Origin of the sequence: Mesorhizobium sp. WSM4976 (assembly GCF_029625685.1) — a bacterium.
In the GTDB taxonomy this organism is placed as follows: Bacteria; Pseudomonadota; Alphaproteobacteria; order Rhizobiales; family Rhizobiaceae; genus Mesorhizobium.
On the sequence record NZ_JARTVT010000006.1, the window covers coordinates 99,050 to 123,599 of the forward strand.

Here is a 24,550-nt window from a genome sequence, read left to right on the forward strand (position 1 = left end):
ATGAACATGAATCCGGACCTGGAAGTCGTCCAGATCAGACAAGGAGAGTCGTTCAAGGCCTGGGCCCACGGCTATCCTTTCCGCACCGTGCGCTGGCACTTCCATCCCGAATACGAACTGCATCTGGTCGTCGCCACCACCGGCCGTTATTTCGTCGGTGACTTCATCGGCGAGTTCGAGCCGGGCAATCTGGTACTCACTGGACCCAATTTGCCGCACAATTGGGTCAGCGACGTGCCGCCGGGCGAGACCGTGCCGCTGCGTGGCCGCGTCGTGCAGTTCTCCGAAGAATTCATCGCCAGCGCTTCAGCCGCCTTGCCCGAACTTGCCGCATGCGCCGGCATTCTCGAGACCAGCCGCCGCGGCGCGCTGTTCTCACAGGCGACAGCCGAGCTCGCCGCGCCTTTGCTGGCGGAGCTGACCGAGGCGCAGGGCGTGCGACGCCTGTCGCTGTTCATGGCCGTTCTCGACATCCTGAACCGCGCCGGCGATGTCCGTACACTGGCCAGCGCCGGCTATCTGCCCGATCCCTCCGGCTTCATGTCGGCCGGCATCAACCAGGCGCTCGCCTACATCAACTGCCACCTGACCGAGCCGTTCAGCGAAGCGACGCTGGCCGAGATCGCCGGGCGCAGCCCGAGCGCCTTCTCGCGCAGCTTCCGCCGCCACACCGGCATGGCGCTGGTGCAATATGTCAATCGGCTGCGCATCAACCTTGCCTGCCAGCTCTTGATGAGCGAGGCGCAGATGTCGATCACCGAGATCTGCTACGCCGCCGGCTACAACAACATCTCGAATTTCAACCGCCAATTCCTGGCGCAGAAAGGCATGTCGCCCTCGCGCTTCAGGGCCTTGCTGGCACAGAACATCAACGCGGAGATTGCCGCCTAACAGGGAGGAAACCGGGAGGAGCTCAAAGCAATTCCAACGGGAATTGCTTCAAGACCAAGAGACATTCAGGGAAGGAAGAAAAGCGGGGTGCGCAGGGCACCCGGTGCTGGAGATCGTTTGTCCTGAAATCCAGCACGTCAGGAGGATGTTTGCGCGGCTTACCGGGATCGGATCGATCCTCAGCCGACTGATCATACTCCTTTCAACAGTTCGACATGCAGTCAAGGCCTGGCGCGCCGTTCACCGCGCAGGTCCTCGTGAAACCATTTCTCGAAAGGGAGACATTCGAATGACCAGACAAGCTTGGAAATCGCCGTTTGCCTTGAAATCGACGATCGCGGCCGTTTTCGCGGTCTCGCTCCTCGGCAGCACCGCGGCATTCGCCGGCACCGTCACCGACGCAACGGTGGCTTTCCTGATGCCTGACCAGGCATCGACCCGCTACGAGCAGCACGACTATCCCGGATTCGTCGCCGAGATGAAGAAACTGTGCCCCGGCTGCAAGGTGATCTACCAGAACGCCGATGCCGATGCCGCGCGCCAGCAGCAGCAGTTCAATTCGGTGATCTCGCAAGGCGCCAAGGCGATCGTGCTCGACCCGGTCGATTCCACCGCCGCCGCCTCGCTGGTCAAGCTCGCCCAGAGCCAGGGCGTCAAGGTCATCGCCTATGATCGGCCCATTCCGACCGCGCCAGCCGATTTCTACGTGTCCTTCAACAATGAAGGCATCGGCAAGGCAATCGCGGATTCTCTGGTCGAGCACCTCAAGGCTCTCAAGGTCGATCCGGCCGGCGGCGGCCTGCTGCAGATCAACGGCTCGCCGACCGACGCTGCCGCGGGTCTGATCAAGAAGGGTATCCATGAGGGTCTCGACAACAGCGGCTACCCGATCCTGGCCGAGTTCGACACGCCGGAATGGGCGCCGCCGAAGGCCCAGCAATGGGCGAGCGGCCAGATCACGCGCTTCGGCGCAAAGATCCTCGGCGTCGTCGCCGCCAATGACGGCACCGGCGGTGGCGCGATCGCGGCCTTCAAGGCGGCCGGCGTCGATCCGGTTCCGCCGGTGACCGGCAACGACGCGACGATCGCGGCGCTGCAGCTGATCATCGCCGGCGACCAGTACAACACCATCTCCAAGCCGAGCGAGATCGTCGCGGCCGCTGCCGCCAACGTCGCCGTCAAGCTGTTGTCGGGCGAGACGCCGAAGGCCGAGATGACCCTCTACGACACGCCCTCGCAGCTCTTCACGCCTGCGGTGGTGACGCAGGAGAACCTCAAGGCCGAGATCATCGACAAGAAGATCAACACGGCCGCCGAGCTTTGCGTCGACCGCTATGCCGAGGGCTGCAAGAAGCTCGGCATCACCAACTGACCATAGGACATCCGGCCGCCCGGCGGCGGCCGCATGTCCAGAACGACTGTCAAGAAAGGCGGCGCATGATCGAGAGTTCTGAAACGTCGGCCTCCGTCGGCGAGCTGGTGCTCAGCCTGCGTGGCATATCGAAGAATTTCGGCGCCGTCTCGGCGCTGACCGACATCGACTTCGACGTCCATGCCGGCGAGGTCGTCGCCTTGGTCGGCGACAACGGCGCCGGCAAGTCGACGCTGGTAAAGATCCTGGCCGGCGTGCACCAGCCAAGTTCGGGAACGATTAATTTCCGCAGCCGGCCGGTCACGCTGCCCGACCCGCGCGCGGCGCTGACGCTCGGCATCGCAACGGTGTTCCAGGATCTCGCGCTTTGCGAGAACCTCGATGTCGTCGCCAACATCTTCCTCGGCAACGAGCTCAGCCCGCTGCGGCTGGATGAGGTGGCGATGGAGATGCGCGCCTGGACGCTGCTCAACGAATTGTCGGCGCGCATTCCGAGCGTCCGCGAGGCGGTCGCCTCGCTGTCCGGCGGCCAGCGCCAGACGGTGGCGATTGCGCGCTCGCTCCTGCTCGAGCCGAAACTCATCCTGCTTGATGAGCCGACCGCCGCCCTCGGCGTCGCCCAGACGGCGGAAGTGCTCAACCTCATCGACCGCGTCCGCGCCCGCGGTCTCGGCGTCGTCATGATCAGCCACAACATGGAGGATGTCCGCGCCGTCGCCGACCGCATCGTGGTGCTGAGGCTCGGGCGCAACAACGGCGTCTTCGAACCGGATGCCTCGAACCAGGACCTGGTGAGCGCCATCACCGGCGCGTCCAACAACGCGGTATCGCGGCGCGCCGATCGGCTGCGCATGGAGCGCGATCACAGCAGCAGTGCACAGGCGGAGGAGCTGCGCCCATGACGGAGCAAGGCAATTCGGCTCCGCTGGCGCTTGATCGCGCCGATGCGCGGGTGAGGCATGAAGCCGGCATTGGCGGCGCGGTCAGCGCTTTCCTCGACCGCGTGCGCAGCGGCGATCTCGGCTCGCTGCCGGTCATCGTTGGCCTTGTCGTCATCTGGACTGTGTTCACGAGCCTCAACCCCGTCTTCGTGTCCAGCAGCAATCTGGTCAATCTCCTGTTCGACTGCTCGACCGTCGGCGTCATCGCGCTCGGCATTGTCTGCGTGCTGATGGTCGGCGAGATCGACCTCTCGGTCGGCTCGATCAGCGGCTTCGCCTCGGCGATGGTAGGCACGCTCTGGGTCAACCAGGGATGGCCGGTCGCGCTCGCCATCCTCGCCGCGCTGGCCTTCGGCGCCCTGATCGGCTCGCTTTATGCCCTGCTGTTCAACAGGCTCGGCATGCCGAGCTTCGTCTCGACGCTTGCCGGCCTGCTCGCTGTGCTCGGCATGCAGCTCTACATCCTCGGGTCCACCGGCTCGATCAACCTGCCTTACGGCTCCGCTTTGGTGGATTTCGGCCAGCTGATGGTGATGCCGAGATGGGTCTCGCACACGTTTGCCGCGATCCCCGGCCTGTCGCTGCTGGTCAGCGGGCTTCGCACCGTCGCGCGCCGCCGCACGGCCAATCTGTCGACGCCGTCCGTGGCCGGGCTCATCCTGCGCGTCGCCACTATTACCATCGGCCTCGAGCTGATCGTCGCCTACCTCAACCAGTCGCGCGGCATCCCATGGATGTTCGGCCTGTTTGTCGGCCTCGTCGTGGCGATGAACTACGCGCTGACCCGGACCAAATGGGGGCGTTCGATGACCGCCGTCGGCGGCAACCGCGAGGCGGCGCGGCGCGCCGGCATCAAGGTGCGCGCCATCTATCTCAGCGCCTTCGCGCTGTGCTCGCTCTTTGCCGCGTTGGGCGGTGTGCTCGCGGCCGCCAGGCTCGCTTCCGCCAGCCAGCAGGCCGGCACCGGCGACGTCAACCTGAACGCCATCGCGGCCGCGGTTATCGGCGGCACCAGCCTGTTCGGCGGCCGCGGCAGCGCCTATTCCGCGCTGCTCGGCATCATCGTCATCCAGTCGATCGCCAGCGGGCTCACGCTGCTCGATCTATCCTCGTCGCTTCGATACATGATCACCGGTGCCGTTCTGGCCATTGCCGTGATCGTCGACTCCCTCGCGCGCCGTTCCCGTGCCTCGCACGGCCGCGCCTGAACAGTTCAAACGAGAAGGGTACACATGGCTCAAGATCTTTCGGGAAAAGTCGCCGCGGTCACCGGCGCGGCATCGGGGATCGGCCTCGAATGCGCCAGGGCAATGCTTGCCGCTGGCGCCCGGGTGGTGCTGGTCGACCGCGCCGAGGACAGGCTGAAGGAGGTCGTCGCCGAGTTCGGCGACGGCGCGATCCCGCTGGTGATCGACCTCACCAACCCCGCCAGCGTGGCGACCATGCTGCCCGGCATCCTCGACAAGGCCGGCCAGCTCGACATCTTTCACGCAAATGCCGGCTCCTATGTCGGCGGAGAGATCCTCAACGGCGATCCGGATGCCTGGGATCGTATGCTGAACCTCAACATCAACTCGGTGTTCCGCTCCGTGCATGCGGTGCTGCCGCACATGGTCGGGCGCAAGACCGGCGACATCGTCGTCACCAGCTCTATCGCCGGCCTCGTGCCTGTCGTTTGGGAGCCGGTCTACACGGCCTCCAAGCATGCCATCCAGGCCTTCGTCCACACGCTGCGCCGGCAGGTCGCCAAGCACGGTCTGCGCGTCGGCGCCGTGGCGCCCGGGCCGGTGGTGACGGCGCTGATCAGCGACTGGCCGAAGCAGAAGCTCGAGGACGAACTGGCGGCGGGCGGGCTGATGCAACCCAGCGAGGTCGCGGACGCCGTCCTGTTCATGCTGACGCGGCCGAGGAACATCACCATTCGGGATCTGGTGATCCTGCCGCAGAGCAATGATTTGTGAGGGGAATAGGGCAGTGAGGCCGCCGTAAGGCAGTAGGTGAAGGCCTTTGCCCTTGCGACCGACTGTTCACGACTGACAATCTCCCTACTGCCCTACTGCCCTACTGCCCTACTGCCCTACTGCCCACCTTTGAGGTCGCCCATGCCTTCCCACTTCCTCGGCATCGATGTCGGCACCGGCAGCGCGCGCGCCGGCGTCTTCGACGAGCGCGGCGAGTTGCTCGCTTCTGCCAAGCGCGATATCGCGCTCTTCGTGGAGCCGGGCGAGATCGCCGAGCAGTCCAGCCGCGACATCTGGCAGGCGGTGTGCGCAAGCGTGCGCGAGGCGGTCGGTAGGGCGGGTCTCGATCCTCGGGAAATCGGCGGCATTGGCTTCGACGCGACCTGTTCGCTGGTGGTGGTCGGCGACGATGGCGAGCCGCTGCCTGTGGGCCGTTCCGGAGACAGCGATCGAAACATCATCGTCTGGATGGACCATCGCGCCCTCGACCAGACCAGGCGCATCAATTCGCTGCGGCATCCGGTCCTCGACTATGTGGGCGGCGTGATCTCGCCGGAGATGGAGACGCCGAAGCTTTTGTGGCTGAAGGAGAACTTGCCCGCGACCTTCGCCAAAGCGCGGCATTTCTTCGATCTCGCCGATTACCTGAGTTGGCGCGCTACCGGCAGCCTTGCCCGTTCGGTCTGCACGCTGGCCTGCAAATGGACCTATCTCGGCCACGAGCGGCGCTGGGACGCCAGCTATTTCCATGCCGTTGGGCTCGGCGAACTCGCAGACGAGGGTTTTGCCCGCATAGGCACCGAAGTGGTCGATCCCGGTACCGCGGTGGGTGCCGGCCTGACGGAGGCGGCCTCGGCCGAGCTGGGTCTGGCCACGGGTACCATCGTGGCCGCCGGGCTGATCGACGCCCATGCCGGCGGCGTTGGCACGGTGGGCGCAGCCGGCGACGCCGGCACCATCGCCTCACGCATGGCCTATGTGCTCGGCACCTCGGCCTGCACGATGGCAAGCAGCAAAGGCCCGGCCTTCGTGCCGGGCGTGTGGGGACCCTATTATTCCGCCATGGTGCCAGGGCTCTGGCTGAGCGAGGGCGGCCAGTCGGCCGCCGGCGCGGCCATCGATCTCCTGGTGCATTTCCACCCGGCGCAAATCGAGGCTTCGGCGCGCGCCGCGGCGGAAGGCAAATCGCTGGTCGATTGGCTCGCCGCGGCGGCCATAGCGACGTCCCCCGACCTGTCTGCAGCCGCCATGCTCGCGGGAAGCATCCATGTCGTGCCGGAATTCCTCGGCAACCGTTCGCCCTTGGCCGATCCGGACGCACGCGGCGTGATTGCCGGGCTCGGCACCGACCGCTCCGTCGACAGCCTCGTTGGCCTGTACGTGGCCGGGCTTTGCGGCCTCGGCTACGGCGTGCGCCAGATCGTGGCGGCAATGGCGTCGTCCGGTCTTGCCGTCGACACCATCGTCATCAGTGGCGGCGCCGGTCAGTCGCCGCTGGTGCGGCAACTGCTTGCCGACGCCGCCGGCCTGGCGGTCGCCGCGTCGCAATCGCCCGAACCGGTGCTGCTGGGCGCCGCCATGCTCGGTGCGGTCGCGGCCGGACGTTACCCCGACCTTTCCAGCGCCATGCCTGCCATGTCCCGGCTCGGCGACGTTTTTACACCTGCGTTGGACGACATGCGCGCTTGGCACGACAAGCGTTACGAAGCCTTCCTGGCACTGCAGGCAGTAGGCCGCAGCATACGCTGAGGGATCGATCAGCGTCTGAACAGTGACGGCACCTCGAATGGATCGGGCGCCGGCTCCTGCGGCAGCGTGCCTTCGGCCTTGCGCTTCTTGTGATGCGCGAGTGAGCACTGCGGCGAGCATAAGATGCCGCGATCGGTCCAGTAGGCGGGGCCTTCCTCGAGCATGCCGTGATAGTAGCTGAAGCCCGGCGCCCGGTAGGGCAGCCCGCATTCGATGCAACGATAGGCGTCGGGTCTGGCAAGCATGGTGTTTCGGTCTCTTGCCGGCCAAACGCAGGCTGTCTGCAAATCTAATGCCGGCAGAAAAGAATGCAAAATCCGCGTGACAAAGTTTGACGTTTACGTAAAAAGAAGGTGCGAAATCGACGCATGGTTTCGCTTCGGCCATGCACTACGATTGGCCGGGACGGAGGAGGATGAGATATGTATCGCGCACCGGTCGAGGACATCGCCTTTACGCTCAAGCACGTAGCCGGGCTGAAGCCGGCGCTGGATGCCGGAACCTTCGGCGATCTCGGCGAGGACCTCGTCGACGCGATTCTGGCCGAGGCGGGACGCTTTGCCAGTGAAGAGGTCGCTCCGCTCTACAAGATCGGCGATGAGCATGGCGCGATGCTGAAGGACGCTTCCGTCACCACGCCGCCCGGCTGGAACGAGCTTTACCGGCGCTGGATCGAAGGCGGCTGGAACGCGTTGTCGGGACCGGAGGAGTACGGCGGCCAGGGCCTTCCGACGATGCTCGGCGTCGCCGCGCTCGAAATGTGGAACTCCGCCGCCATGGCTTTCGGCATTGGCCCGACGCTGACCATGGGCGCGGTCGAGGCGCTCGACAAGCACGCCTCCGAGGCGCTGAAGCAAAAATACCTGGCCAAGCTCGTCTCGGGCGAGTGGATGGGGACGATGAACCTGACCGAGCCGCAGGCGGGCTCGGACCTCGCGGCTCTGCGCAGCCGCGCCGAGCCGGTTGGCGACGGCACCTATCGCATCTTCGGCCAGAAGATCTTCATCACCTATGGCGAGCACGATTTCACCGACAACATCGTGCATCTGGTGCTGGCGCGGCTGCCCGATGCGCCGGCCGGCACGCGCGGCATCTCGCTGTTTCTGGTGCCGAAGTTCTTCGTCAATGACGACGGCTCGCTCGGCGCCCGCAACGATGTCTTCTGTTCCGGCCTCGAGCACAAGCTGGGCATCCATGCCTCGCCGACCTGCACCATGATCTATGGCGACGGCTTTCAGGGCGCGACGCCCGGAGCCATCGGCTGGCTGATCGGCGAGGAGAACAAGGGGCTGACCTGCATGTTCACGATGATGAACAATGCCCGCCTTGCCGTCGGGATGCAGGGCGTGGCCGTGGCCGAGACCGCGACGCAGAAGGCGATCGCCTATGCCAATGAGCGCCGCCAGGGCAAGGCTTCCGCCTATTCGGGCTCCGGCATGGCGCCGATCGTCCATCACCCGGACGTGCAGCGCAATCTGCTCACCATGAAGGCGCTGACCCAGATCGCCCGCTCGATCAGCTATTCCTGCGCGCATGCGATCGACCGCGCGCGCGTCGGCGCAGGCGAGGCAGGGGCGAAATGGCACGACCGCGCCAGCCTGCTGACGCCGCTCGCGAAAGCCTTCTCCACCGATGTCGGTGTCGAGGTCGCCTCGCTGGGCGTCCAGGTGCATGGCGGCATGGGCTTCATCGAGGAGACGGGTGCCGCGGCGCTCTATCGCGACGCGCGCATCGCGCCGATCTATGAAGGCACCAACGGCATCCAGGCGATCGACCTTGTGGCGCGAAAGCTGCCGCTCGGCGGCGGCGAGCATGTGCATTCCTACATCGGCGAGCTGAAAGCGGTCGCCGACGCCGTGCGCACCTCCAACATCGATGGTTTCGGCCGCACCGCCGACAATCTCGACCGCGCGCTTGCCGATCTCGACGAGGCGACGCGCTTCCTCCAGAAGCAACTCGCCGACGGCAAGGCCGATGCCGCGATGGCCGGAGCCACGCCCTATCTGCGCCTGATCTCGCTGGCCGCCGGCGGCGCCTATCTGGCGCAAGGCGGGCTCGCCGACCGCGGCCGCATCGCGCTCTGCCGCTTCTTTGCCGAAAACCTGCTCGGCGAGACGCGCGCCCTGAAGGAGCGCGTCATCGATGGCGCCGAAAGCCTCGCCGCCGCCGGCAAGGCTTTGATTTCAGCTTAAGCACCCCGACGCTCAAAGGACCAATCGTGACAGATCATATCCTCGTCGAGCGCCAGGGCGCCGTGCAGATCATCCGGATGAATAGGCCGGACAAGAAGAACGCGCTCACGCGCGCCATGTACGCCAAAATGTCGGCGGCGCTTACCGAAGGCGACGCTGACCCCGCCGTCCGCGTGCACGTCTTCCTCGGCGTTCCGGGCGCCTTCTCCGCCGGCAATGACCTCGCCGATTTCCTGGCTATCGCCACCGGCGGCGAGGGCGGCAACGAAGTATGGGATTTCCTGATGGCGCTGGCGAGGTCGCAGAAGCCGATGGTGTCGGGTGTCGACGGCATCGCCGTCGGCATCGGCACCACGCTCAATCTGCATTGCGACCTGACCTTCGCCACGCCGCGCACGCTGTTCCGCACGCCCTTCGTCGATCTCGGATTGGTTCCGGAGGCTGGCTCCAGCCTGATCGCGCCTGAGCTTTTAGGGCGGCAGGGCGCCTTCGCGTTGCTCGGCCTCGGCGAGGGTTTTTCGGCCGAGCGCGCCAAGGCCGCCGGACTGATCTACGACGTCGTCGCTGAAGACGCCTTGGAAAGCTCAGTGCTGACCGCAGCCGACGGCATCGCCGGCAAGCCGCCGCAGGCACTGAAGATTGCGCGCGATCTGATGCGCGAGCCGCGCGAGGCGCTCATCGCCCGCATACAGGTCGAAGCCGAGCATTTTCGCGAGCGGTTGACCTCCGAAGAGGCGCGTGCCGCGCTCACCGCTTTCATGACGCGTAAGAAGGCGAGCTGATCCCGCGGCACTGTCAGGTTGTGTCAGCTGCGAGCGAAACTCGCGTTAAACGCGATTTTCGGTCTGTACAGTCGCGTCACGCCGCCCTATCTCACGAAGCCGAAGGGTGGGGGCCGAGTCGTCTGGAGAGGACATGGCCCGCAATATTGTCGCCCACGCGCAATCTTCCGAGATGATGAGGCATGCATTGACGGATTGAGCGTCCGACATGCTTGCCATTGCCGTAAGACCGCTCGCGCTGACCCTGAAACTCTGGTGGCGCTTCTGTCCGCAACTGGTCGCAACGGTGCTTTTGGGCATCGTGTTCGGCGACCTGTTCATGCAGGTCGCCGCGCGCGCGGCGTTGCTCGACCATATGGCCGGTCTCGCTCTGTTGACGCTGGTCGCACTGACACAGCTCATCGTCACCGTCGCCATGTTCCAGACGCTGCTGCCGGCGCTGCCTGCGGTGCAGGCCGCGCAGCGGGCGGCCCAGGGCGAAGGCGAAACCGGGCCGCACGGCGGCCGCGCGCGGCTGGCGCGTATGGTCACGGTCGCGCTCCTGCCCTTCTTCGCCTATTACGCCGCCTGGGGTTTTCTCGGTGACACGGTGCGGCAATATTCACGCGTCACGCTCGATATGGCGCCTTTCGGCGAAGGCGCCGGCAACGTCCTCGACGTGCTGGATTCGCGCTGGCTGATCGTCTCGGTCGTCATCTCCTGGCTGATCAGGCGCTTCGCCACCGCCATGCAGAAGCGCGGCGGCTCGCGCTCCTTCTGGCAGATCGTCGTGGTCATCTGCGAGACCAACTGGATCTTCATCGGCCTCTATGTGATCTCGCGCTGGAAGGACGAGGCCGTTGCCTGGATCATGAGCCGCAACATCTTTTCCGCCGTGCAGGCGGCGGCTGAAAGTATCGCCCATCCCGTTGCGAGCGCTTTCGCCGCCCCGATGGTGCCTGTCGAGGTGACCTCCATCGACACGACGACCAGAGTGGTGAGCCTGTTCTTCTACATGCTCCTGCCGGTGATCTGGCTGGTGCTGGCGGCGCTGATCTACGGCTATGATGTGCGCGACGACAAGGAACTGATGCGCGTGCACCGGCGTGTCGAGCGCCTTGGCGAGCGCTACCGCGCCATTCCGAAATTCCTGCGCGACTTTGCCGAGCATTTCATCTCCGGCTACCGCTCGCGCTACCTGCCGATCGCCAACGGCGTGCGGATCACGCTGAACTCGGGCGTCGTGCTGATCGTCACGCTCATCCTCGGCTACCGCCTGATCGATTGGCTTGCGGCCTGGGCATGGCTCGCCATGACGCGGCTCGTCGGCCCGCATGGGCTCGACACCTGGCAGGTGCTCTCCGAAGGAGTGTCGCTGCTGTTCGGCAGCCCGTTCCAGGATTCCTCGACCGGCATCCTGGTCGAGCCGCTGCGCATTTGCTTCCTCGCCGCGATTCTTGAAGCCGCCTTTGCGCTGCGCCAGGCCGGCGGCAGCGCCGAGCCGGCCGGACCGGCCGACGCCACGCAAACCGAGGTGCAAAATGCTTGAAGGCGCGCGCTCATGGCTGAAGGCATGGGCCGTTGCCGGCATTGGCACGGCGGTCGCAATCGCCGTCGCCGGCGTGCTTGGTGCTTTCGGCGCAAGGCATGAGCCGTTGCCGGTTTTGGCGCCGGCCAGCCAGATCGACACAGGCGAATGGCTGCTGCGGCCCTTGAAGGCCTATGTCACTGCCGGAAAATACACTTACGGGATGCCGCTCAAGCCGGGCGGCAAGGCGCTGGTGCTGGAGGTCGAAATGACCAACCGCACGGCAAAATCCACCAAGGACTATTTCGACGTCTTGCAGGCAAGCCCGGCGACCGTCGATCCGGCGACAAAACCCTTCATCGTGCTGACGCGCGATTCGACGATGTCGCCCGAACTGCATCCCAGCATGCCGGAGCGCATGGCCTATGTCTGGCAATTGCCGAACGGGGCGGCCGCGCCGGCAAGCTTCGACCTGACCGTCATCCGCAAGACCTACAAGCCGCGCGACAATCTCTACGGTCTGCCGGGCTGGTTCAATCCCATGCCGGCAGGCACGCTCACCCTTCCCATCGGAGCCGGACCCGACAGCACGGATATCCAGCCATGATGCGCCGAACCGCCAACATCATCCTGCTGCTTATGGCGGTGCTGTTCTGCTACGGCCTGCAGATATCGAAACCGCATTATGGCGACCTGATCGGTCCGATCCCTGCGCGAGGCAAGCTGGGCGACACCGTCGTCGGGCGCGCTTTCGAGGTTCATGCCGAGAAGGTCGAGTTTGCCCGTAAGCTGAAGGTCGACCAATTCGGCCAGCAAAAGGTCCTGACCACCGGCGGCGTCTGGGCAGTCGTCAGCGTCGATTTCGCGGCGCGTTCAGAGTCGACCGTAGTCTCAACCGCGTCCTGGCGCGGACCGGCCGGTCTCACCTACGACCAGACGGAGCGGCTGTCTTTCATGAATGGACTTTTGCCGGTCGCGATCGATCCCGGCCTGCCGAGGAAGGCGAGGCTGATTTTCGAAGTGCGGCCGGACGAAACGAGCAACGCTACCTTGCTTGTTTCGGAGAAGCTGGTGGCGGCGCTGGATTCGCAAGCCGAAATCGCGCTCGGGCCTGTCGCCGTTGGTGCCGACGGCCTGCCAGCCGGCACAGTCGATACCCTTGATATGTTGCAGTCGCCCTGAGGGGTACGACTGACGGCAGAGGCTCTGGATCAGGAACATAAGTCTGGCGAGCGCAAATGGCGCCGCCGCAGCCTGTGGTCGCTCGTGCTCCTGATCCCGCTCGCCTTGGCTGTGGAGTCCTATGACAGCGTCCGGACCCTGCTTCGCAACAACGACCTGTTCCCGCGCCGCGTCGCCTGGGGGCAGAGCGCGCATTTTGCCGGCAGCGACTGGAAGTTGACCGATTTGCGCGCCGCTTTCGGCATGTCGAACCTGCCGCCGGATTCCGTGCCCGTGCTGGCAGACTTCCAGGTCAAGATTGGCAATCCGGACCTGCAGAAGCTCTGGCTCGGTTGCAAGGTCATGCTGATCGACAAGGACGGCCGGCGCTGGTCGCCGACCTCGATCGTCTCGCTGAAAACCCCCGACAATATCGGCAACTGCGTCTCGGCGATCTTCTCGGGCGCCAGGACTGGCGATACGCTTAACCTGCGCGAGACGTTTCTGGTGCCGAAGGAAGCGACTAAATCCATAAGGCCTGCGATCGGCGTCGCCAGCGAGCGGCCGCGTTTCCTGCTGTTCCAGTTGGAGAAGGATTGATCTCCTGCCGCTAGCTCAGGGATAAAGCCGCGTTTTGTCCCAGCCACCGGCGGCGCTGCGCGAAAAGACGACGCGGTCATGCAGGCGGAACGGCCTGTCATGCCAGAACTCGATCGTCTGCGGCAGGATGCGGAAGCCCGACCAATGCTTTGGCCGTGGAATCTCGCCGATGGCGTAGCGTGCCGTGTATTCGGCCACTGCCTTCTCCAGCGCGAAGCGGCTCTCCAGCGGCCGCGACTGTTTCGAGGCCCAAGCACCGATGCGGCTGCCGCGCGGCCTTGTCGCGTAGTAGGCGTCGGCCTCGGCGTCGCTGACGATTTCCACCGGCCCGCGCACGCGCACCTGGCGGCGCAGCGATTTCCAATGGAAGCACATCGCCGCCTTCATGCTGCCAAGAATTTCGCGGCCTTTGGCGCTCTCGAAATTCGTGTAGAAGACAAAGCCCTTTTCGTCGAACCCCTTGAGCAGCACCATCCGCACATCCGGCATGCCGTCGGCGTCGACGGTCGCCAGAGCGACGCCGTTGGCGTCGTTGATCTCGCTCTTCGTGGCGTCCTCCAGCCATGCGGCAAAGAGCCGGAACGGCTCTCCGGCCTCGGTGAAGTCACTGCTTGTTAACTCGGTTTCGTTCATAGTTTTCCAGATTTTTAACATTGCGGGAGGAGTTCGCCGATTGTCGCGTATCGCGCAAGCTTTTGACAGCGGGCAATGGAGCGTTATCGCTTCGGCCAGTGCCAAGGCTGCGTTGCTGACGTTGGCGCTTCCCCTTGCCGCCTGCGGCGCCGGTGGCTTCAGCCTGCAAAAGGCCGAGGTCGACCGCTCGATCATCACCGCCAGCGCGCCGTCCTCGCCGGCCGCCCCGGCGGTCTCCGACCAGGACTCCGACCAGACCACCATCGGCAATGCGGTTTCTTCCGCCGACATCAAGCAGCTTGGCGGACAGACGGTGCCATGGGCCAATGCGGGCACCGGCTCGCGCGGCGCGATCACCGAGCTGGTGGAACTGAAGGATGGCGGCCTGACCTGCCGCCGCTTCAGCGCCACGCGCGAGAGCTTCGATGGCGTCGCCCTCTACAAGGGCGAGCTGTGCTTGGCCGAAGCCGGCGGCTGGCGTATGCAGGAGTTCAAACCGCTCTGATTTTGGACCCCCGATTTTCGGGCGCTAATTCCCCTTGCACCACTGGAATTTGTTCCTATGCGGGCGCATATACAGGGCAATCGCAGACTCAATCTCTCTTGCAGGCAGGAAGCATGCGCGACCCCTATGAGGTGCTGGGCGTTGCCAAGAACGCATCGGCCAAGGACATAAAATCGGCTTACCGCAAGCTCGCCAAAAAGCATCATCCGGACCAGAATCCGAATGATCCCAAGGCGAAGGACCGTTTTGCCGCTGCCAACCAGGCTTACGAGATCGTCGGTGACGAGAAGACGCGCGCCGCCTACGATCGCGGCGAGATCGACGCCGATGGCAAGCCGAAATTCCAGGGTTTTGAAGGCGCAGCCGGAGGTGACCCGTTCGCGGGCTTCCGCCGTCAGCAGGGCCCGGGCGGCGCGCATTTCGAATTCCGCACCGGGCGCCCCGGCGGCGATCCCTTCGATGGCAACAGCGACATCTTCAGCCAGATCTTCGGCGATGCTTTTTCCGGCGCCCGCGGCGCCGGCCGGGGCGATCGCCGCCAGCCTGTGCAGGCGGCCGACCTCAACGTCACCATGGACATCAGCGTCGAGGAGGCAGCCACCGCCGACAAGGTGACGGCGATGTTCCCCGACGGCCGCAAGGTGGCGGTCAAGCTGCCTGCCTATGTCGAGGACGGTCAGACGATCCGCCTGAAGGGCCAGGGCGAGCAGGGGCCGGGCCAGCCCGGCGACGCGCTGGTCAAGATCCACATCCGCCGGCATCCGCGCTACCGCATCGAGGGGCGCGACCTGCATGTTGACCTGCCTGTCGATCTGGCCGACGCCGTGCTCGGCGCCAAGGTGACGGTCGAGACGCCGACCGGCAAGCTCGCGGTCAACGTCCCGGCATGGTCGAGCTCGGACAAGGTGCTGCGTCTCAAGGGCAGGGGCTTGCCGGAAAAGGCTGGCGGCCATGGCGATCTCTATGCCCATGTGCGGCTGATGCTGCCGGAAGGCGGCGATGCCGAGCTTGAGGCCCTGATGCGCCGCCGAAAAGGCTGATCGAGGGAATTTTGTTCCTGTTACAGTGTCTTTTGAGCGCTTGAAGGGGCTCTGTGCCTGTGCGATAGGGCTCTCCACAAAGCAGATATTCTTGCGGAGAGCTTGCACATGGCAGGTGGACAGGGCCTGATGGCCGGTAAGCGAGGCCTGATCCTGGGCGTCGCCAACAATCGGTCGATCGCTTTCGGCATCGCCAAGGCTTGCGTCGATCACGGTGCCGAAATCGCGCTGACCTATCAGGGCGAGGCCTTCAAGAAGCGCGTCGAGCCGCTCGCGGCCGAGCTCAACGCGCATGTTGCCGGCCATTGCGACGTGACCGACCCTGAAAGTCTCGACGCCGTCTTTGCAGATATCGCCAAGCACTGGGGCAAGCTCGACTTCCTCGTCCATGCCATTGCCTTCTCCGACAAGGACGAGCTCACCGGCCGCTATGTCGAGACGACGCGCGACAATTTCCTGCGCACCATGGACATTTCGGTGTTTTCCTTCACCACCATCGCCAAGCGCGCTGAGCCGCTGATGACCGATGGCGGCTCGCTTTTGACGTTGACCTATTACGGCGCCGAGAAGGTGATGCCGCATTACAACGTCATGGGCGTCGCCAAGGCGGCGCTGGAAGCGAGCGTCCGCTACCTTGCCGTCGACCTCGGCGCCAAGAAGATCCGGGTCAACGCGATCTCGGCCGGGCCGATCAAGACGCTCGCCGCCTCCGGCATCGGCGACTTCCGCTATATCCTGAAGTGGAATGAGTACAATTCGCCGCTGAAGCAGACGGTCACCCAGGAAGAGGTCGGCGATTCCGGCGTCTATTTCCTGTCGGACCTGTCGCGCGGCGTTACCGGCGAGATCCATCACGTCGATTCCGGCTACCATGTCGTCGGCATGAAGGCGGTCGACGCGCCGGATATTTCGACCGTCAAGGACTGATCCCTCTCCGCTTATCCAGCGTCCGGGCAGTTCCAGGAAAAGTGCGAAGCGGTTTTCCGTCCGGGATTGGTTGCAAAAGCAAATAGTGTCCGACCTCGGAAGACCTGATGTACCCGCTCGTCTACATCGCGCGTCACGGCCAGACCGAGTGGAATGCCGAGAACCGCCTGCAGGGCCAGGCCGACACCGACCTCAATGATTTTGGCCGCGAGCAGGCGAGGCTTAACGGCCAGCGGCTGGCTGAGCTCGTCGGCAAGGCCGAGGGTTTCGATTTTGTCGCCAGCCCGATGCGGCGCACGCGCGAGACAATGGAGCTGATGCGCGAAGCGATGGGACTCGATCCCACCGCCTACCGCACCGATCCGCGCCTGGTGGAGATAAGTTTCGGCGACTGGCAGGGCTTCACCTTCGCCGAACTCGAGGAGCGCGCCCCCGGTTCAACCGACGGCCGCCGCCACGCAAAGTGGGATTTCCAGCCGCCCGGCAAGGGCGCCGAAAGCTATGAGATGCTGCTCGAGCGGATAAAGCCATGGTTCGCCGAACTTCGGCAGCCGACCGTCTGCGTCACCCATGGCGGCGTCATCCGCTGCTTCTTCCGCCTCGTGACCGGCATTTCCAAGCAGCAAGCCGCCGGTCTCGATGTCCCGCAGGACCGATTGCTCCGGCTGGAAGGCAGCAGCTTGGAGTGGTTGTGAAGGGCGCGGCGCAGGTCGTTTGTGCTGCGTAGGGCGAAGCACCCTGAAAGTCGTCATCCTTGGGCGCAGCGACGCGAAGCGGAGCGACGACCCAAGGATCCACGCCATGACATTCGCCGAAAAGTAAAAACGGTGCAGAACAAAGATCGATCTGCACCGCAGAAAAGCTCAGACGTAACGGCATGGATTCCGGTGTCCGCCCGTCGCTACGCTCCTTGCTCTGCCCTGAATGACGAAGCTTGAACGCTCCAGCCGCTAATTCAAAAGGCTAATTCTGGTCGCTGTCGGGCAACTGCATATCCGTCACGACATTCTCGCCATTGGTCACATCATAGGCGATGACGATGTCCATGCCGGGCTTCAGCGAGTCGATATCAGTCTCGGCGTTGAGCTTGTAGGCCTTGCCGTCGTCCAGCGTCAGTGTCAGCGTGTCCTTGTCGACCTTCTTGATCAGGCCTTCGGTCTGGCCGGCGAACGCGGCGGCGGTGGAAATCAGCAGCATGGCGCAGGCGGCGCCAATCAGGGTACGCATCGTCGTCCTCTTTGGTCATTGCGCCGGCTGGTCAGCGGCGGATCCTCAACGGCGGATGGGAAGAGAGCAGAAACCAACCGAATGTGTCAAAACTAAATCCGCCACATCACAGTTTGATGCATCCGATCACCGTTTGACCACTGTGGAAAACGCCAATAGAAGGCAGCCTTAGCCGGCTCCGTCGCCGGGTAGGGCGTATTCTTATGTCTCACAACACGTTCGGCCACCTTTTCCGCATCACCACCTGGGGTGAAAGCCATGGCGCGGCGCTCGGCTGCGTTGTCGACGGTTGCCCGCCCGGCATACGCTTCAAGCGCGAGGACATCCAGGCCGAGCTCGACCGCCGCCGCCCCGGACAGTCGCGCTTCGTCACCCAACGCCGCGAGCCGGACGAGGTCAAGATCCTGTCCGGCTTCATCCTCGACGAGGACGGCGAGACGATGATCACCACCGGCACGCCGGTGTCGATGCTGATCGAGAATGTCGACCAGCGCTCCAAGGACTATGGCGAGATCGCTCGCCAATACCGGCCGGGCCATGCCGACTACACCTATGACGTCAAATACGGCCTGCGCGACCATCGCGGCGGCGGCCGCTCCTCGGCGCGAGAGACAGCGGCGCGGGTCGCGGCCGGCGCGCTGGCGCGCAGGGTTGTGCCCGGCATGACGGTGCGCGGCGCGCTGATCTCGATGGGCGAAAAGTCCATCGATCGCGCCAACTGGAACTGGAATTTTGTCGGCGAGGCCGAAAACCCTTTCTTCACCCCGGATCCGGCCTCGGTTCCGGTTTTCACCGCCTATCTGGACGGCATCCGCAAGGCCGGCTCCTCGGTCGGCGCTGTGATCGAGATCGTCGCCGACGGCGTGCCGCCCGGCCTCGGCGCGCCGATCTACGCCAAGCTCGACCAGGACATCGCATCCGGCCTGATGTCGATCAACGCCGTCAAGGGCGTCGAGATCGGCAACGGCTTCGAGGCCGCCCGCATCACCGGCGAACAGAACGCCGACGAGATGCGCATGGGCAATGATGGCAAGCCGGTGTTTCTGTCCAACCATGCCGGCGGCATATTGGGCGGCATCTCGACAGGACAGCCGATCGTCGCCCGCTTCGCCGTCAAGCCGACCTCGTCCATCCTGACGCCGCGCAAATCCATCGACAAGGACGGCAAGGACGTCGAGGTGATGACGAAGGGCCGCCACGACCCCTGCGTCGGCATCCGCGCCGTGCCGATCGGCGAGGCCATGGTTGCCTGCGCGATCGCCGATCATTATCTGCGGCACAGAGGACAGACAGGAAAGGGAGGGGAGTAAGGCAGTAGGGGGAAGTATGTTAAGGAGGCTCGCCCGGTTGCCAACTTTTTCCTTTCCCCTGCTCCCCTACTGCCCTATTCCCCTACTCCCTTAGCGAGCTTGCGAGCGTTCCATGCCCTACGACCAGAAGAAGATCGTCGAAGCGATCCGCGCCTTCGAGCGCGGCGAGATCGTCGTCGTCATGGACGATGACGCGCGCGAGAACGAGGGCGACCTGATCGTCGCCGCCGTGCATTGCACGCCCGAGAAGATGGCCTTCATCGTGCGCAACACCTCCGGCATCGTCTGCACCCCGATGCTGCGCGAAGACGCAAGGCGCCTGAATCTCGCGCCGATGGTGGCGGACAATGATTCCGCTCACACCACCGCCTTCACGGTCAGCGTGGATTTCAAGCATGGCACGACGACAGGTATTTCCGCCGACGACCGCACGCTCACCGTGCGCAACCTCGCAAACGGCAATGTCGGCCCGTCGGATTTCGTGCGCCCCGGTCACATCTTCCCGCTGATCGCGCGCGAAGGCGGTGTTTTGATGCGCTCCGGCCATACGGAAGCCGCGGTCGACCTCTGCAAGCTCGCCGGCCTGCCGCCGGTGGGCGTCATCTCGGAGCTGGTCAATGACGATGGCACCGTCAAGCGCGGGCCGGAAGTGCGGGCCTTCGCCGAGGAGCATGGCCTCAAGCAGGTTTCGGTAGCCGACCTCATCGCCTACCGCCAGCGCAAAGAAACGCTGGTCCAGCGCGTCGCCTGTTCCGACATAGAAACGCCCGGCGGCAAGGCGCAGGCCTTCACCTACACGCTGCCGTGGGATTCCATGCACCACCTGGCGGTCGTCTTCGGCGACATCCGCGACGGTGAGGAGGTGCCGGTGCGCCTGCATCCGGAGGATGTCGTGACCGACGTTTTCGGCACCAGCCACCGGCTGGACGGCATCATGAAAGCGATGGGCGAGCGCAGGCGCGGTGTCATCGTCTATCTGCGCGAAGGCTCGGTCGGCGTCGCCCATCAGGAGCGCAAGCGTCCGGTGGGCGGCGACCGCGAGGACCACGAGGAAGCCCGCCGCCGCGAGAACGAATGGCGCGAGATCGGCCTCGGCGCCCAGATCCTCAAGGACCTCGGCATCTCCTCGATCAACCTGATCGCCTCGCGCGAGCGCCACTATGTCGGTCTCGAGGGGTTTGGCATCCATATAGCCAAGACCGAGATTCTGTAGGCATTCGGGGCAATAGGATGAGCTTCGAGGCATATCTCAATTGCTTTGAAGATGGTGAGGAAAGCTATTTCCCCACCTCAATCCTCGAAGAGGCCTTCGCGCCTTTCATCACCAGGCGTGAGACTGAATTCTCGTGCTGGGTCATCACCTATGACGATACCTCGTCAGCCGACCTCTATCTGAATCTGGACCCCGGTGATGCCTCGCAATGCTCCGGCTTCACTATTGCGCGGCCGCCGGATAATCCACGCCTCCACGATGCGTTGTGGAAGATCCTGCGCGTCACCAATTCGGTCGTTTATTGCGCTGGAGGGTGCCAGCCATTTGTCGGTCGGCGGGAGACCATGCCTCACCTGAACTCCGACATGGTGGAAGCCCTTGGGACCCCAGTTGTCGTTTCAAGCGGCGGCGAGGTCAAGGACTGGCGCGAAAGGTCATAGCGTCCCACATCACTGCGCCGCCGTGACCACCTCGCCTCTGTCCGCATCGCAATCGTCCGTCACCAGCCGGCATTGACCGGCGAGCACTGTGGCCATCGCGATCGCGCCGGCCGCCACCGACACCCAGAATCCATCCTGCGGTCCGAAAGTGTCGACCATCCAGCCGGCGGCGAAAGAGCCCAGCGCCATGCCGATGCCGATCCCGGTCGTCACCCAGGTGACGCCTTCGGTTAGCATAGCCGGCGGCACGTGGCGCTCGATCAGGCCGAAGGCGGTGATGAAGGTCGGCGAGATCGCGACGCCGCTGACGAAGACCGCGAGCGCCAGCATCGGCACCGTGTCGACGAAAAGCAGCGGCAGCGTGGTGAGCGCGATCACGGTGACCGAGACCGCCAGTTGTCGTTGCAGCGGCGCCTTGAGGCTGAGCGCCCCGACGATGATGCCGAGCACGAAGGATCCCAGCGCATAGACACCGATGACAAGGCTCGCCGCCTCAGGCTGAGCGAGCGCCTTGGTGATGGCGACGGTGGTGACTTCCGTGGTGGCGAAGGTCGCGCCGACGAAGATCAGCGCAAAAGTGATGATCTGCACCGGCCGGAGGCGGATCGCCGAGCCGGCTGCGCCATGTTCGGCCGGGCGGATGGGTGGCTCGGAGGAGCGCTGCAGCAGGAATGCCGTTGAACCCAGCGCGAGCAGCAATGTGCTGACCACCATGCCGGCTTCCGGAAACAGCGCCGCGCTCAACCCCACCGACAGCGAGGCGCCGGCGACATAAACCAGTTCGTCCGCGGCGGATTCGAAGGCAAACGCGGTGTTTAGCTCAGGCCGGTCGCGGAAAATCTCGGTCCAGCGCGCCCTGACCAGAGCCGGGATGCTGGGCATGACAGCGGCAAGCAGGGCGGACCCGAACAAGGTCCAGGTCGGCCAGTGCTGGTTGGCCGCGATGGTCAATGTCACGAAGGCAAGCACCGAGACAAGCGTCATGGGTGCTGCGATCGCCGTCTGGCCGCGCCGGTCCACCAGCCGCGACACCTGCGGCGAAAGAAAAGCGTTGACCAGCGCGTAGGCGGCCGAGACGGCGCCGGCCAGCCAATATTCGCCATGTGTCTGCGACAGCATCGCCACGATACCGATCGGCGACATGGCGATCGGCAAGCGGGCGACGAAAGCGGCGGCGGCAAAGCCTTTCGTGCCGGGAGCCCGGAAGATGTCCGCATAGGGGTTTCGCATGATCCTGCTCCTCGACAAGGGTGACTGCCGCAACTACATACGCTGCGTATGAATGTCAGATAATTCATACGCCGCGTATGTCAATTGGCATACGACACGTATGTGAATAGGGCCAGAGCCATGCACAGACCGCGCAAGGAGATGATCGCCGAGACGCGCGCCAAGCTGATCGCGGCCGCGCGCCACGCCTTCGGCACGGTCGGCTATGCCGAGGCCTCGATGGACGATTTCACAGCCTCAGCGGGTCTCACGCGCGGCGCGCTTTACCATCATTTCGGTGACAAGAAGGGGCTGCTGCAGGCTGTGATCGCCGAGATCGATGGCGAGATGGCCTTGCGGGTGAACGAGGTGGCGTCCAAGGCGCGGACACGCTGGCAGCATTTCGTCGACGAATGTACGACCTATATCGAGATGGCGCTGGAGCCGGAGATCCAGCGCATCATGTTCCGTGACGGCCCGGCGGTGTTGGGCGACCCGGCGCACTGGCAAAACGCAAATGCCTGCGTCGCCTCGATGACCGATCACCTAACCGCCTTGCAGGAAGATGGCGTGGTCGTCGCCGATCTCGATCCGGAGACGGCTGCGCGGCTGATCAACGGGGCCAGCAGCCAGGCCGCGCAACGCATCGCCAATTCGAAGGATCCGGAAGCCACCTCAAAAAAGGCGATCGCGGCCTTCAAGCAACTGCTCGAAGGCTTGCGCAGAAAGCCATGAGAGCACGCCCTGGTAACCAAGCTGCCGCCTTGTGCACCGGTTTCGGTCCGACACAACCCTGCCGCGATTGACAATCAATCGGGCGAGCGCATGCTCCTGCTCCATCTCTAAGGGCGTGGAGAGTCGGGGCCATGTGGGACTTCAGCATTGGCCGGTCAGTGTCCATCATGATGCGGACATGGCCGTTCATCGTCTTTCGCATGATCGTCTATTTCGGCATCACCGTCGCCTACATCATGGCGACCGGCACGGGCGCCAGCGTCGGCTACGGCGTCGGCCACATCTCGACCGATCCGGACGGCCCGATGTCTTTCGCTCTCTGGGGCGGCGTGGTCGGCTTCGGCGTCGTGTCGATCGCCGTCTACTGGATCCGCGAATACATCCTTTATGTGCTGAAAGCCGGTCATATCGCCGTCATGGTGCATCTGATCGACGGCCATGACGTCCCCGACGGCCAGGGTCAGATCGCCTATGCCAAGGAAGTGGTCACCCAGCGTTTTGCAGAGGCCAACATCCTTTTCGTCGTCGACCAGCTGGTCAAGGGCGCCATCCGCGCCATCACCGCCCTGATCGGCGGCATTGCCGCCTTCCTGCCCATTCCGGGCCTGGACGGCCTAGTCAGCTTCATCAACACGGTCATCCGCTTGTCGCTGACCTATGTCGACGAGATCATTCTCGGCTACAACATCCGCATCAATTCGAACTCGCCCTTCGAGACGGCGCGGCAAGGCGTCGTGCTTTACGCCCAGAACGGCAAGCACATGGTCAAGAACGCCGTCTGGCTGGCGGCGATCATGTGGGGCGTGTCCTTCGTCATCTTCCTGTTGATGCTGGCGCCGGCGGCCGCGATCCTGTGGGTCATGCCCGGACAGCTTGCCGGCTGGGCCTTCGTGCTGGCCATCGTCTTTGCCTGGGCCTTCAAGGCAGCCTTCATCGAGCCCTTCGCCATCGCCTCGCTGATGCAGGTCTATTTCGAAACCATCGAAGGCCAGGTGCCCAATCCAGAATGGGACAACCGGCTGGCCGAGGCCTCGTCCAAATTCAGGGAGCTGCGCGACAAGGCGCTGGGCTCCTTCGGCGGCTCGCGCTGGGATACGCCCCGGGCCGCTTGATCACTGCTGGCGACCTAGCGTTGCGATCGCCGACTTGAGCGGCGCCTCGCCGGCGCCGCGAAACGTCTCGCTCATCACCAGTTCGGGCAGCGGCAGGCGCTTGCCCCAGCCATGCGCTTCGAGGTCCGGCTTCGGCGCGAATTCCGAGACGCGGCCGACGCAGAGATAGGCGATCGGCGTGACATGCTCGGGGATCGACAAAAGCCGCTTGAGCGCCTCGGTCTCGATGATACTCACCCAGCCGACGCCGACACCCTCGGCCCGCGCCGCCAGCCAGAAATTCTGCACCGCACAGACGGTGCTGTAGAGATCCATCTCCGGATTATGCCAGCGCCCGAGCGGGGAGTCCTTCGAGCGCTGCCGGTCGCAGGTGATGCACAGGTTCAGCGCGCTTTCGCAAATGCCTTCGAGCTTGAGCTTGCGGTAGAGCGCCTGCCGCTCCGCCTCGATCGCCGGCACCTCTTGCTCGCGCGCGGCGAGGAACAGGTCGCGCACCAGTCTGCGCCGCTCGGCATCACGGATGACGATGAAGTTCCACGGCTGCATGTAGCCGACCGACGGCGCATGGTGCGCGGCGGTGAGAAGCCGCGCCAGCACGCAATCGTCGAGATCATCAGGGACAAAATGGCTGCGCACGTCACGCCTGGTGAACATTGCCCGATAAACCGCGTCGCGCGCCAATTGGTCAAAGTCATCGCCGCACGCGGCGATCGCTGCTGCCGTCATCGCTTTTCCCCTTGCGACAAGCAGTCCCCCGCCTGACCAAGCGGAAAACCATGTCTGCCGGGCCGGTCTTCTGGCTCGGGATCGTCCCGCTCCGGCGCCTTCCCGTCGAGGACAGTGGCGTTTGCCGGCGCGGTCCCCCTCACAGCGTTGGGCACGCCACGGAGTTCAACCGTGTTCCCGATTCTCCCGCGTCGCGGGCACCAGGCAGCAGGATGACCTTATCGCGAAGTTCGGCACCCGCCAATGGCGCGAACGACATGGGCTGCCGCAATTTCCCCAGCCATTCGGCTTTTCAAACATGGTCATTACGGCCGCGG

26 protein-coding genes and 1 riboswitch are annotated in these 24,550 nt (G+C 64.4%); of the genes, 21 read left to right on the forward strand and 5 right to left on the reverse strand.

The genetic code is table 11. From position 1 onward, the window contains the following. The first annotated feature begins 6 nt into the window (after positions 1 to 6). The 6 genes from P9272_RS09270 (at position 7) to P9272_RS09295 (ending at position 6,914) form a co-directional block, all read left to right on the forward strand. Entirely contained in the window at positions 7 to 891 is an 885-nt protein-coding gene (locus P9272_RS09270; RefSeq protein WP_128261013.1) for an AraC family transcriptional regulator, read from the forward strand. A 289-nt stretch (positions 892 to 1,180) separates the two neighbouring features. Further along, on the forward strand, positions 1,181 to 2,263 hold the full coding sequence (locus P9272_RS09275) for a sugar ABC transporter substrate-binding protein (protein WP_278160292.1): 1,083 nt from the start codon (positions 1,181 to 1,183) through the stop codon (positions 2,261 to 2,263). Between the two features lie 65 nt (positions 2,264 to 2,328). After that, the gene (locus P9272_RS09280; RefSeq protein WP_278160293.1) at positions 2,329 to 3,165 is read left to right on the forward strand and encodes an ATP-binding cassette domain-containing protein; all 837 of its coding nucleotides are present in this window, start codon (positions 2,329 to 2,331) and stop codon (positions 3,163 to 3,165) included. Further along, positions 3,162 to 4,412: a sugar ABC transporter permease gene (locus tag P9272_RS09285; protein ID WP_278160294.1), complete on the forward strand. Its 1,251-nt coding sequence runs from the start codon at positions 3,162 to 3,164 to the stop codon at positions 4,410 to 4,412. Before P9272_RS09280 ends, P9272_RS09285 begins: the two co-directional genes overlap by 4 nt. A 24-nt stretch (positions 4,413 to 4,436) precedes the next feature. After that, entirely contained in the window at positions 4,437 to 5,165 is a 729-nt protein-coding gene (locus P9272_RS09290; protein ID WP_278160295.1) for an SDR family oxidoreductase, read from the forward strand. 141 nt (positions 5,166 to 5,306) lie between these two features. Further along, positions 5,307 to 6,914: an FGGY-family carbohydrate kinase gene (locus tag P9272_RS09295; protein WP_278160296.1), complete on the forward strand. Its 1,608-nt coding sequence runs from the start codon at positions 5,307 to 5,309 to the stop codon at positions 6,912 to 6,914. 8 nt (positions 6,915 to 6,922) lie between these two features. On the opposite strand, the gene P9272_RS09300 is transcribed toward P9272_RS09295, so the two are convergent. Next, entirely contained in the window at positions 6,923 to 7,159 is a 237-nt protein-coding gene (locus P9272_RS09300) for a hypothetical protein (RefSeq protein ID WP_128260314.1), read from the reverse strand. A gap of 177 nt (positions 7,160 to 7,336) precedes the next feature. On the opposite strand from P9272_RS09300, the gene P9272_RS09305 reads away from it, so the two are divergent. From P9272_RS09305 to P9272_RS09330, 6 genes are all read left to right on the forward strand, one after another. Further along, positions 7,337 to 9,106 carry an acyl-CoA dehydrogenase family protein gene (locus P9272_RS09305; protein WP_278160297.1) on the forward strand — a complete coding sequence of 590 codons (1,770 nt, stop codon included), beginning with the start codon at positions 7,337 to 7,339 and terminating at the stop codon, positions 9,104 to 9,106. A gap of 26 nt (positions 9,107 to 9,132) precedes the next feature. Further along, the gene (locus P9272_RS09310) at positions 9,133 to 9,888 is read left to right on the forward strand and encodes a crotonase/enoyl-CoA hydratase family protein (protein ID WP_278160298.1); all 756 of its coding nucleotides are present in this window, start codon (positions 9,133 to 9,135) and stop codon (positions 9,886 to 9,888) included. Between the two features lie 208 nt (positions 9,889 to 10,096). Beyond that, a complete protein-coding gene (locus P9272_RS09315; protein ID WP_278160299.1) occupies positions 10,097 to 11,416 on the forward strand; it encodes a hypothetical protein in 1,320 nt (439 codons plus the stop codon). After that, positions 11,409 to 12,002, forward strand: coding sequence for a hypothetical protein (locus P9272_RS09320; RefSeq protein WP_278160300.1), 594 nt, complete (start codon positions 11,409 to 11,411; stop codon positions 12,000 to 12,002). The genes P9272_RS09315 and P9272_RS09320 overlap by 8 nt, the downstream gene beginning before the upstream one ends. Beyond that, the gene (locus tag P9272_RS09325; protein WP_128260309.1) at positions 11,999 to 12,577 is read left to right on the forward strand and encodes a hypothetical protein; all 579 of its coding nucleotides are present in this window, start codon (positions 11,999 to 12,001) and stop codon (positions 12,575 to 12,577) included. Before P9272_RS09320 ends, P9272_RS09325 begins: the two co-directional genes overlap by 4 nt. Positions 12,578 to 12,661: 84 nt before the next feature. Continuing rightward, on the forward strand, positions 12,662 to 13,156 hold the full coding sequence (locus P9272_RS09330) for a hypothetical protein (protein WP_278160301.1): 495 nt from the start codon (positions 12,662 to 12,664) through the stop codon (positions 13,154 to 13,156). A gap of 15 nt (positions 13,157 to 13,171) precedes the next feature. On the opposite strand, the gene pdxH is transcribed toward P9272_RS09330, so the two are convergent. Continuing rightward, positions 13,172 to 13,789, reverse strand: coding sequence for a pyridoxamine 5'-phosphate oxidase (gene pdxH / locus P9272_RS09335; protein ID WP_278160302.1), 618 nt, complete (start codon positions 13,787 to 13,789; stop codon positions 13,172 to 13,174). Between the two features lie 40 nt (positions 13,790 to 13,829). Between pdxH and P9272_RS09340 the strand changes: the two genes are divergently transcribed. The 4 genes from P9272_RS09340 to P9272_RS09355 all read left to right on the forward strand — a co-directional run bounded on the left by P9272_RS09340 (position 13,830) and on the right by P9272_RS09355 (position 16,956). Then, a complete protein-coding gene (locus P9272_RS09340) occupies positions 13,830 to 14,294 on the forward strand; it encodes an RT0821/Lpp0805 family surface protein (RefSeq protein WP_128260306.1) in 465 nt (154 codons plus the stop codon). Between the two features lie 113 nt (positions 14,295 to 14,407). Further along, a complete protein-coding gene (locus P9272_RS09345) occupies positions 14,408 to 15,334 on the forward strand; it encodes a J domain-containing protein (RefSeq protein ID WP_278160303.1) in 927 nt (308 codons plus the stop codon). A 108-nt stretch (positions 15,335 to 15,442) separates the two neighbouring features. Beyond that, positions 15,443 to 16,261, forward strand: a complete 819-nt coding sequence (gene fabI, locus P9272_RS09350) for an enoyl-ACP reductase FabI (RefSeq protein WP_128260305.1) — start codon at positions 15,443 to 15,445, stop codon at positions 16,259 to 16,261. Between the two features lie 107 nt (positions 16,262 to 16,368). Next, positions 16,369 to 16,956 carry a histidine phosphatase family protein gene (locus tag P9272_RS09355; protein ID WP_128260304.1) on the forward strand — a complete coding sequence of 196 codons (588 nt, stop codon included), beginning with the start codon at positions 16,369 to 16,371 and terminating at the stop codon, positions 16,954 to 16,956. Between the two features lie 268 nt (positions 16,957 to 17,224). On the opposite strand, the gene P9272_RS09360 is transcribed toward P9272_RS09355, so the two are convergent. Next, positions 17,225 to 17,488 carry a DUF1344 domain-containing protein gene (locus P9272_RS09360; RefSeq protein ID WP_041002438.1) on the reverse strand — a complete coding sequence of 88 codons (264 nt, stop codon included), beginning with the start codon at positions 17,486 to 17,488 and terminating at the stop codon, positions 17,225 to 17,227. Positions 17,489 to 17,691: 203 nt separating this feature from the next. Between P9272_RS09360 and aroC the strand changes: the two genes are divergently transcribed. From aroC to P9272_RS09375, 3 genes are all read left to right on the forward strand, one after another. Further along, a complete protein-coding gene (gene aroC / locus P9272_RS09365) occupies positions 17,692 to 18,798 on the forward strand; it encodes a chorismate synthase (protein WP_278160304.1) in 1,107 nt (368 codons plus the stop codon). Positions 18,799 to 18,910: 112 nt separating this feature from the next. Beyond that, positions 18,911 to 20,011, forward strand: coding sequence for a 3,4-dihydroxy-2-butanone-4-phosphate synthase (gene ribB, locus P9272_RS09370; protein ID WP_128260302.1), 1,101 nt, complete (start codon positions 18,911 to 18,913; stop codon positions 20,009 to 20,011). A 17-nt stretch (positions 20,012 to 20,028) separates the two neighbouring features. After that, the gene (locus P9272_RS09375; RefSeq protein ID WP_278160305.1) at positions 20,029 to 20,451 is read left to right on the forward strand and encodes a hypothetical protein; all 423 of its coding nucleotides are present in this window, start codon (positions 20,029 to 20,031) and stop codon (positions 20,449 to 20,451) included. A gap of 9 nt (positions 20,452 to 20,460) precedes the next feature. Here P9272_RS09375 and P9272_RS09380 read toward each other — a convergent pair whose 3' ends face one another. Further along, the gene (locus tag P9272_RS09380; RefSeq protein ID WP_278160306.1) at positions 20,461 to 21,681 is read right to left on the reverse strand and encodes an MFS transporter; all 1,221 of its coding nucleotides are present in this window, start codon (positions 21,679 to 21,681) and stop codon (positions 20,461 to 20,463) included. Positions 21,682 to 21,801: 120 nt separating this feature from the next. Between P9272_RS09380 and P9272_RS09385 the strand changes: the two genes are divergently transcribed. Both P9272_RS09385 and P9272_RS09390 read left to right on the forward strand, forming a co-directional pair. After that, positions 21,802 to 22,395 (forward strand): TetR/AcrR family transcriptional regulator, encoded by a 594-nt coding sequence (locus P9272_RS09385; RefSeq protein ID WP_278160307.1) that lies wholly within the window; start codon positions 21,802 to 21,804, stop codon positions 22,393 to 22,395. Positions 22,396 to 22,526: 131 nt separating this feature from the next. Beyond that, positions 22,527 to 23,507, forward strand: a complete 981-nt coding sequence (locus P9272_RS09390) for a hypothetical protein (RefSeq protein WP_278160308.1) — start codon at positions 22,527 to 22,529, stop codon at positions 23,505 to 23,507. Here P9272_RS09390 and bluB read toward each other — a convergent pair whose 3' ends face one another. Continuing rightward, on the reverse strand, positions 23,508 to 24,233 hold the full coding sequence (gene bluB, locus P9272_RS09395; RefSeq protein WP_278160310.1) for a 5,6-dimethylbenzimidazole synthase: 726 nt from the start codon (positions 24,231 to 24,233) through the stop codon (positions 23,508 to 23,510). Between the two features lie 42 nt (positions 24,234 to 24,275). Beyond that, positions 24,276 to 24,453: riboswitch (cobalamin riboswitch) on the reverse strand. Positions 24,454 to 24,550: the final 97 nt, after the last annotated feature.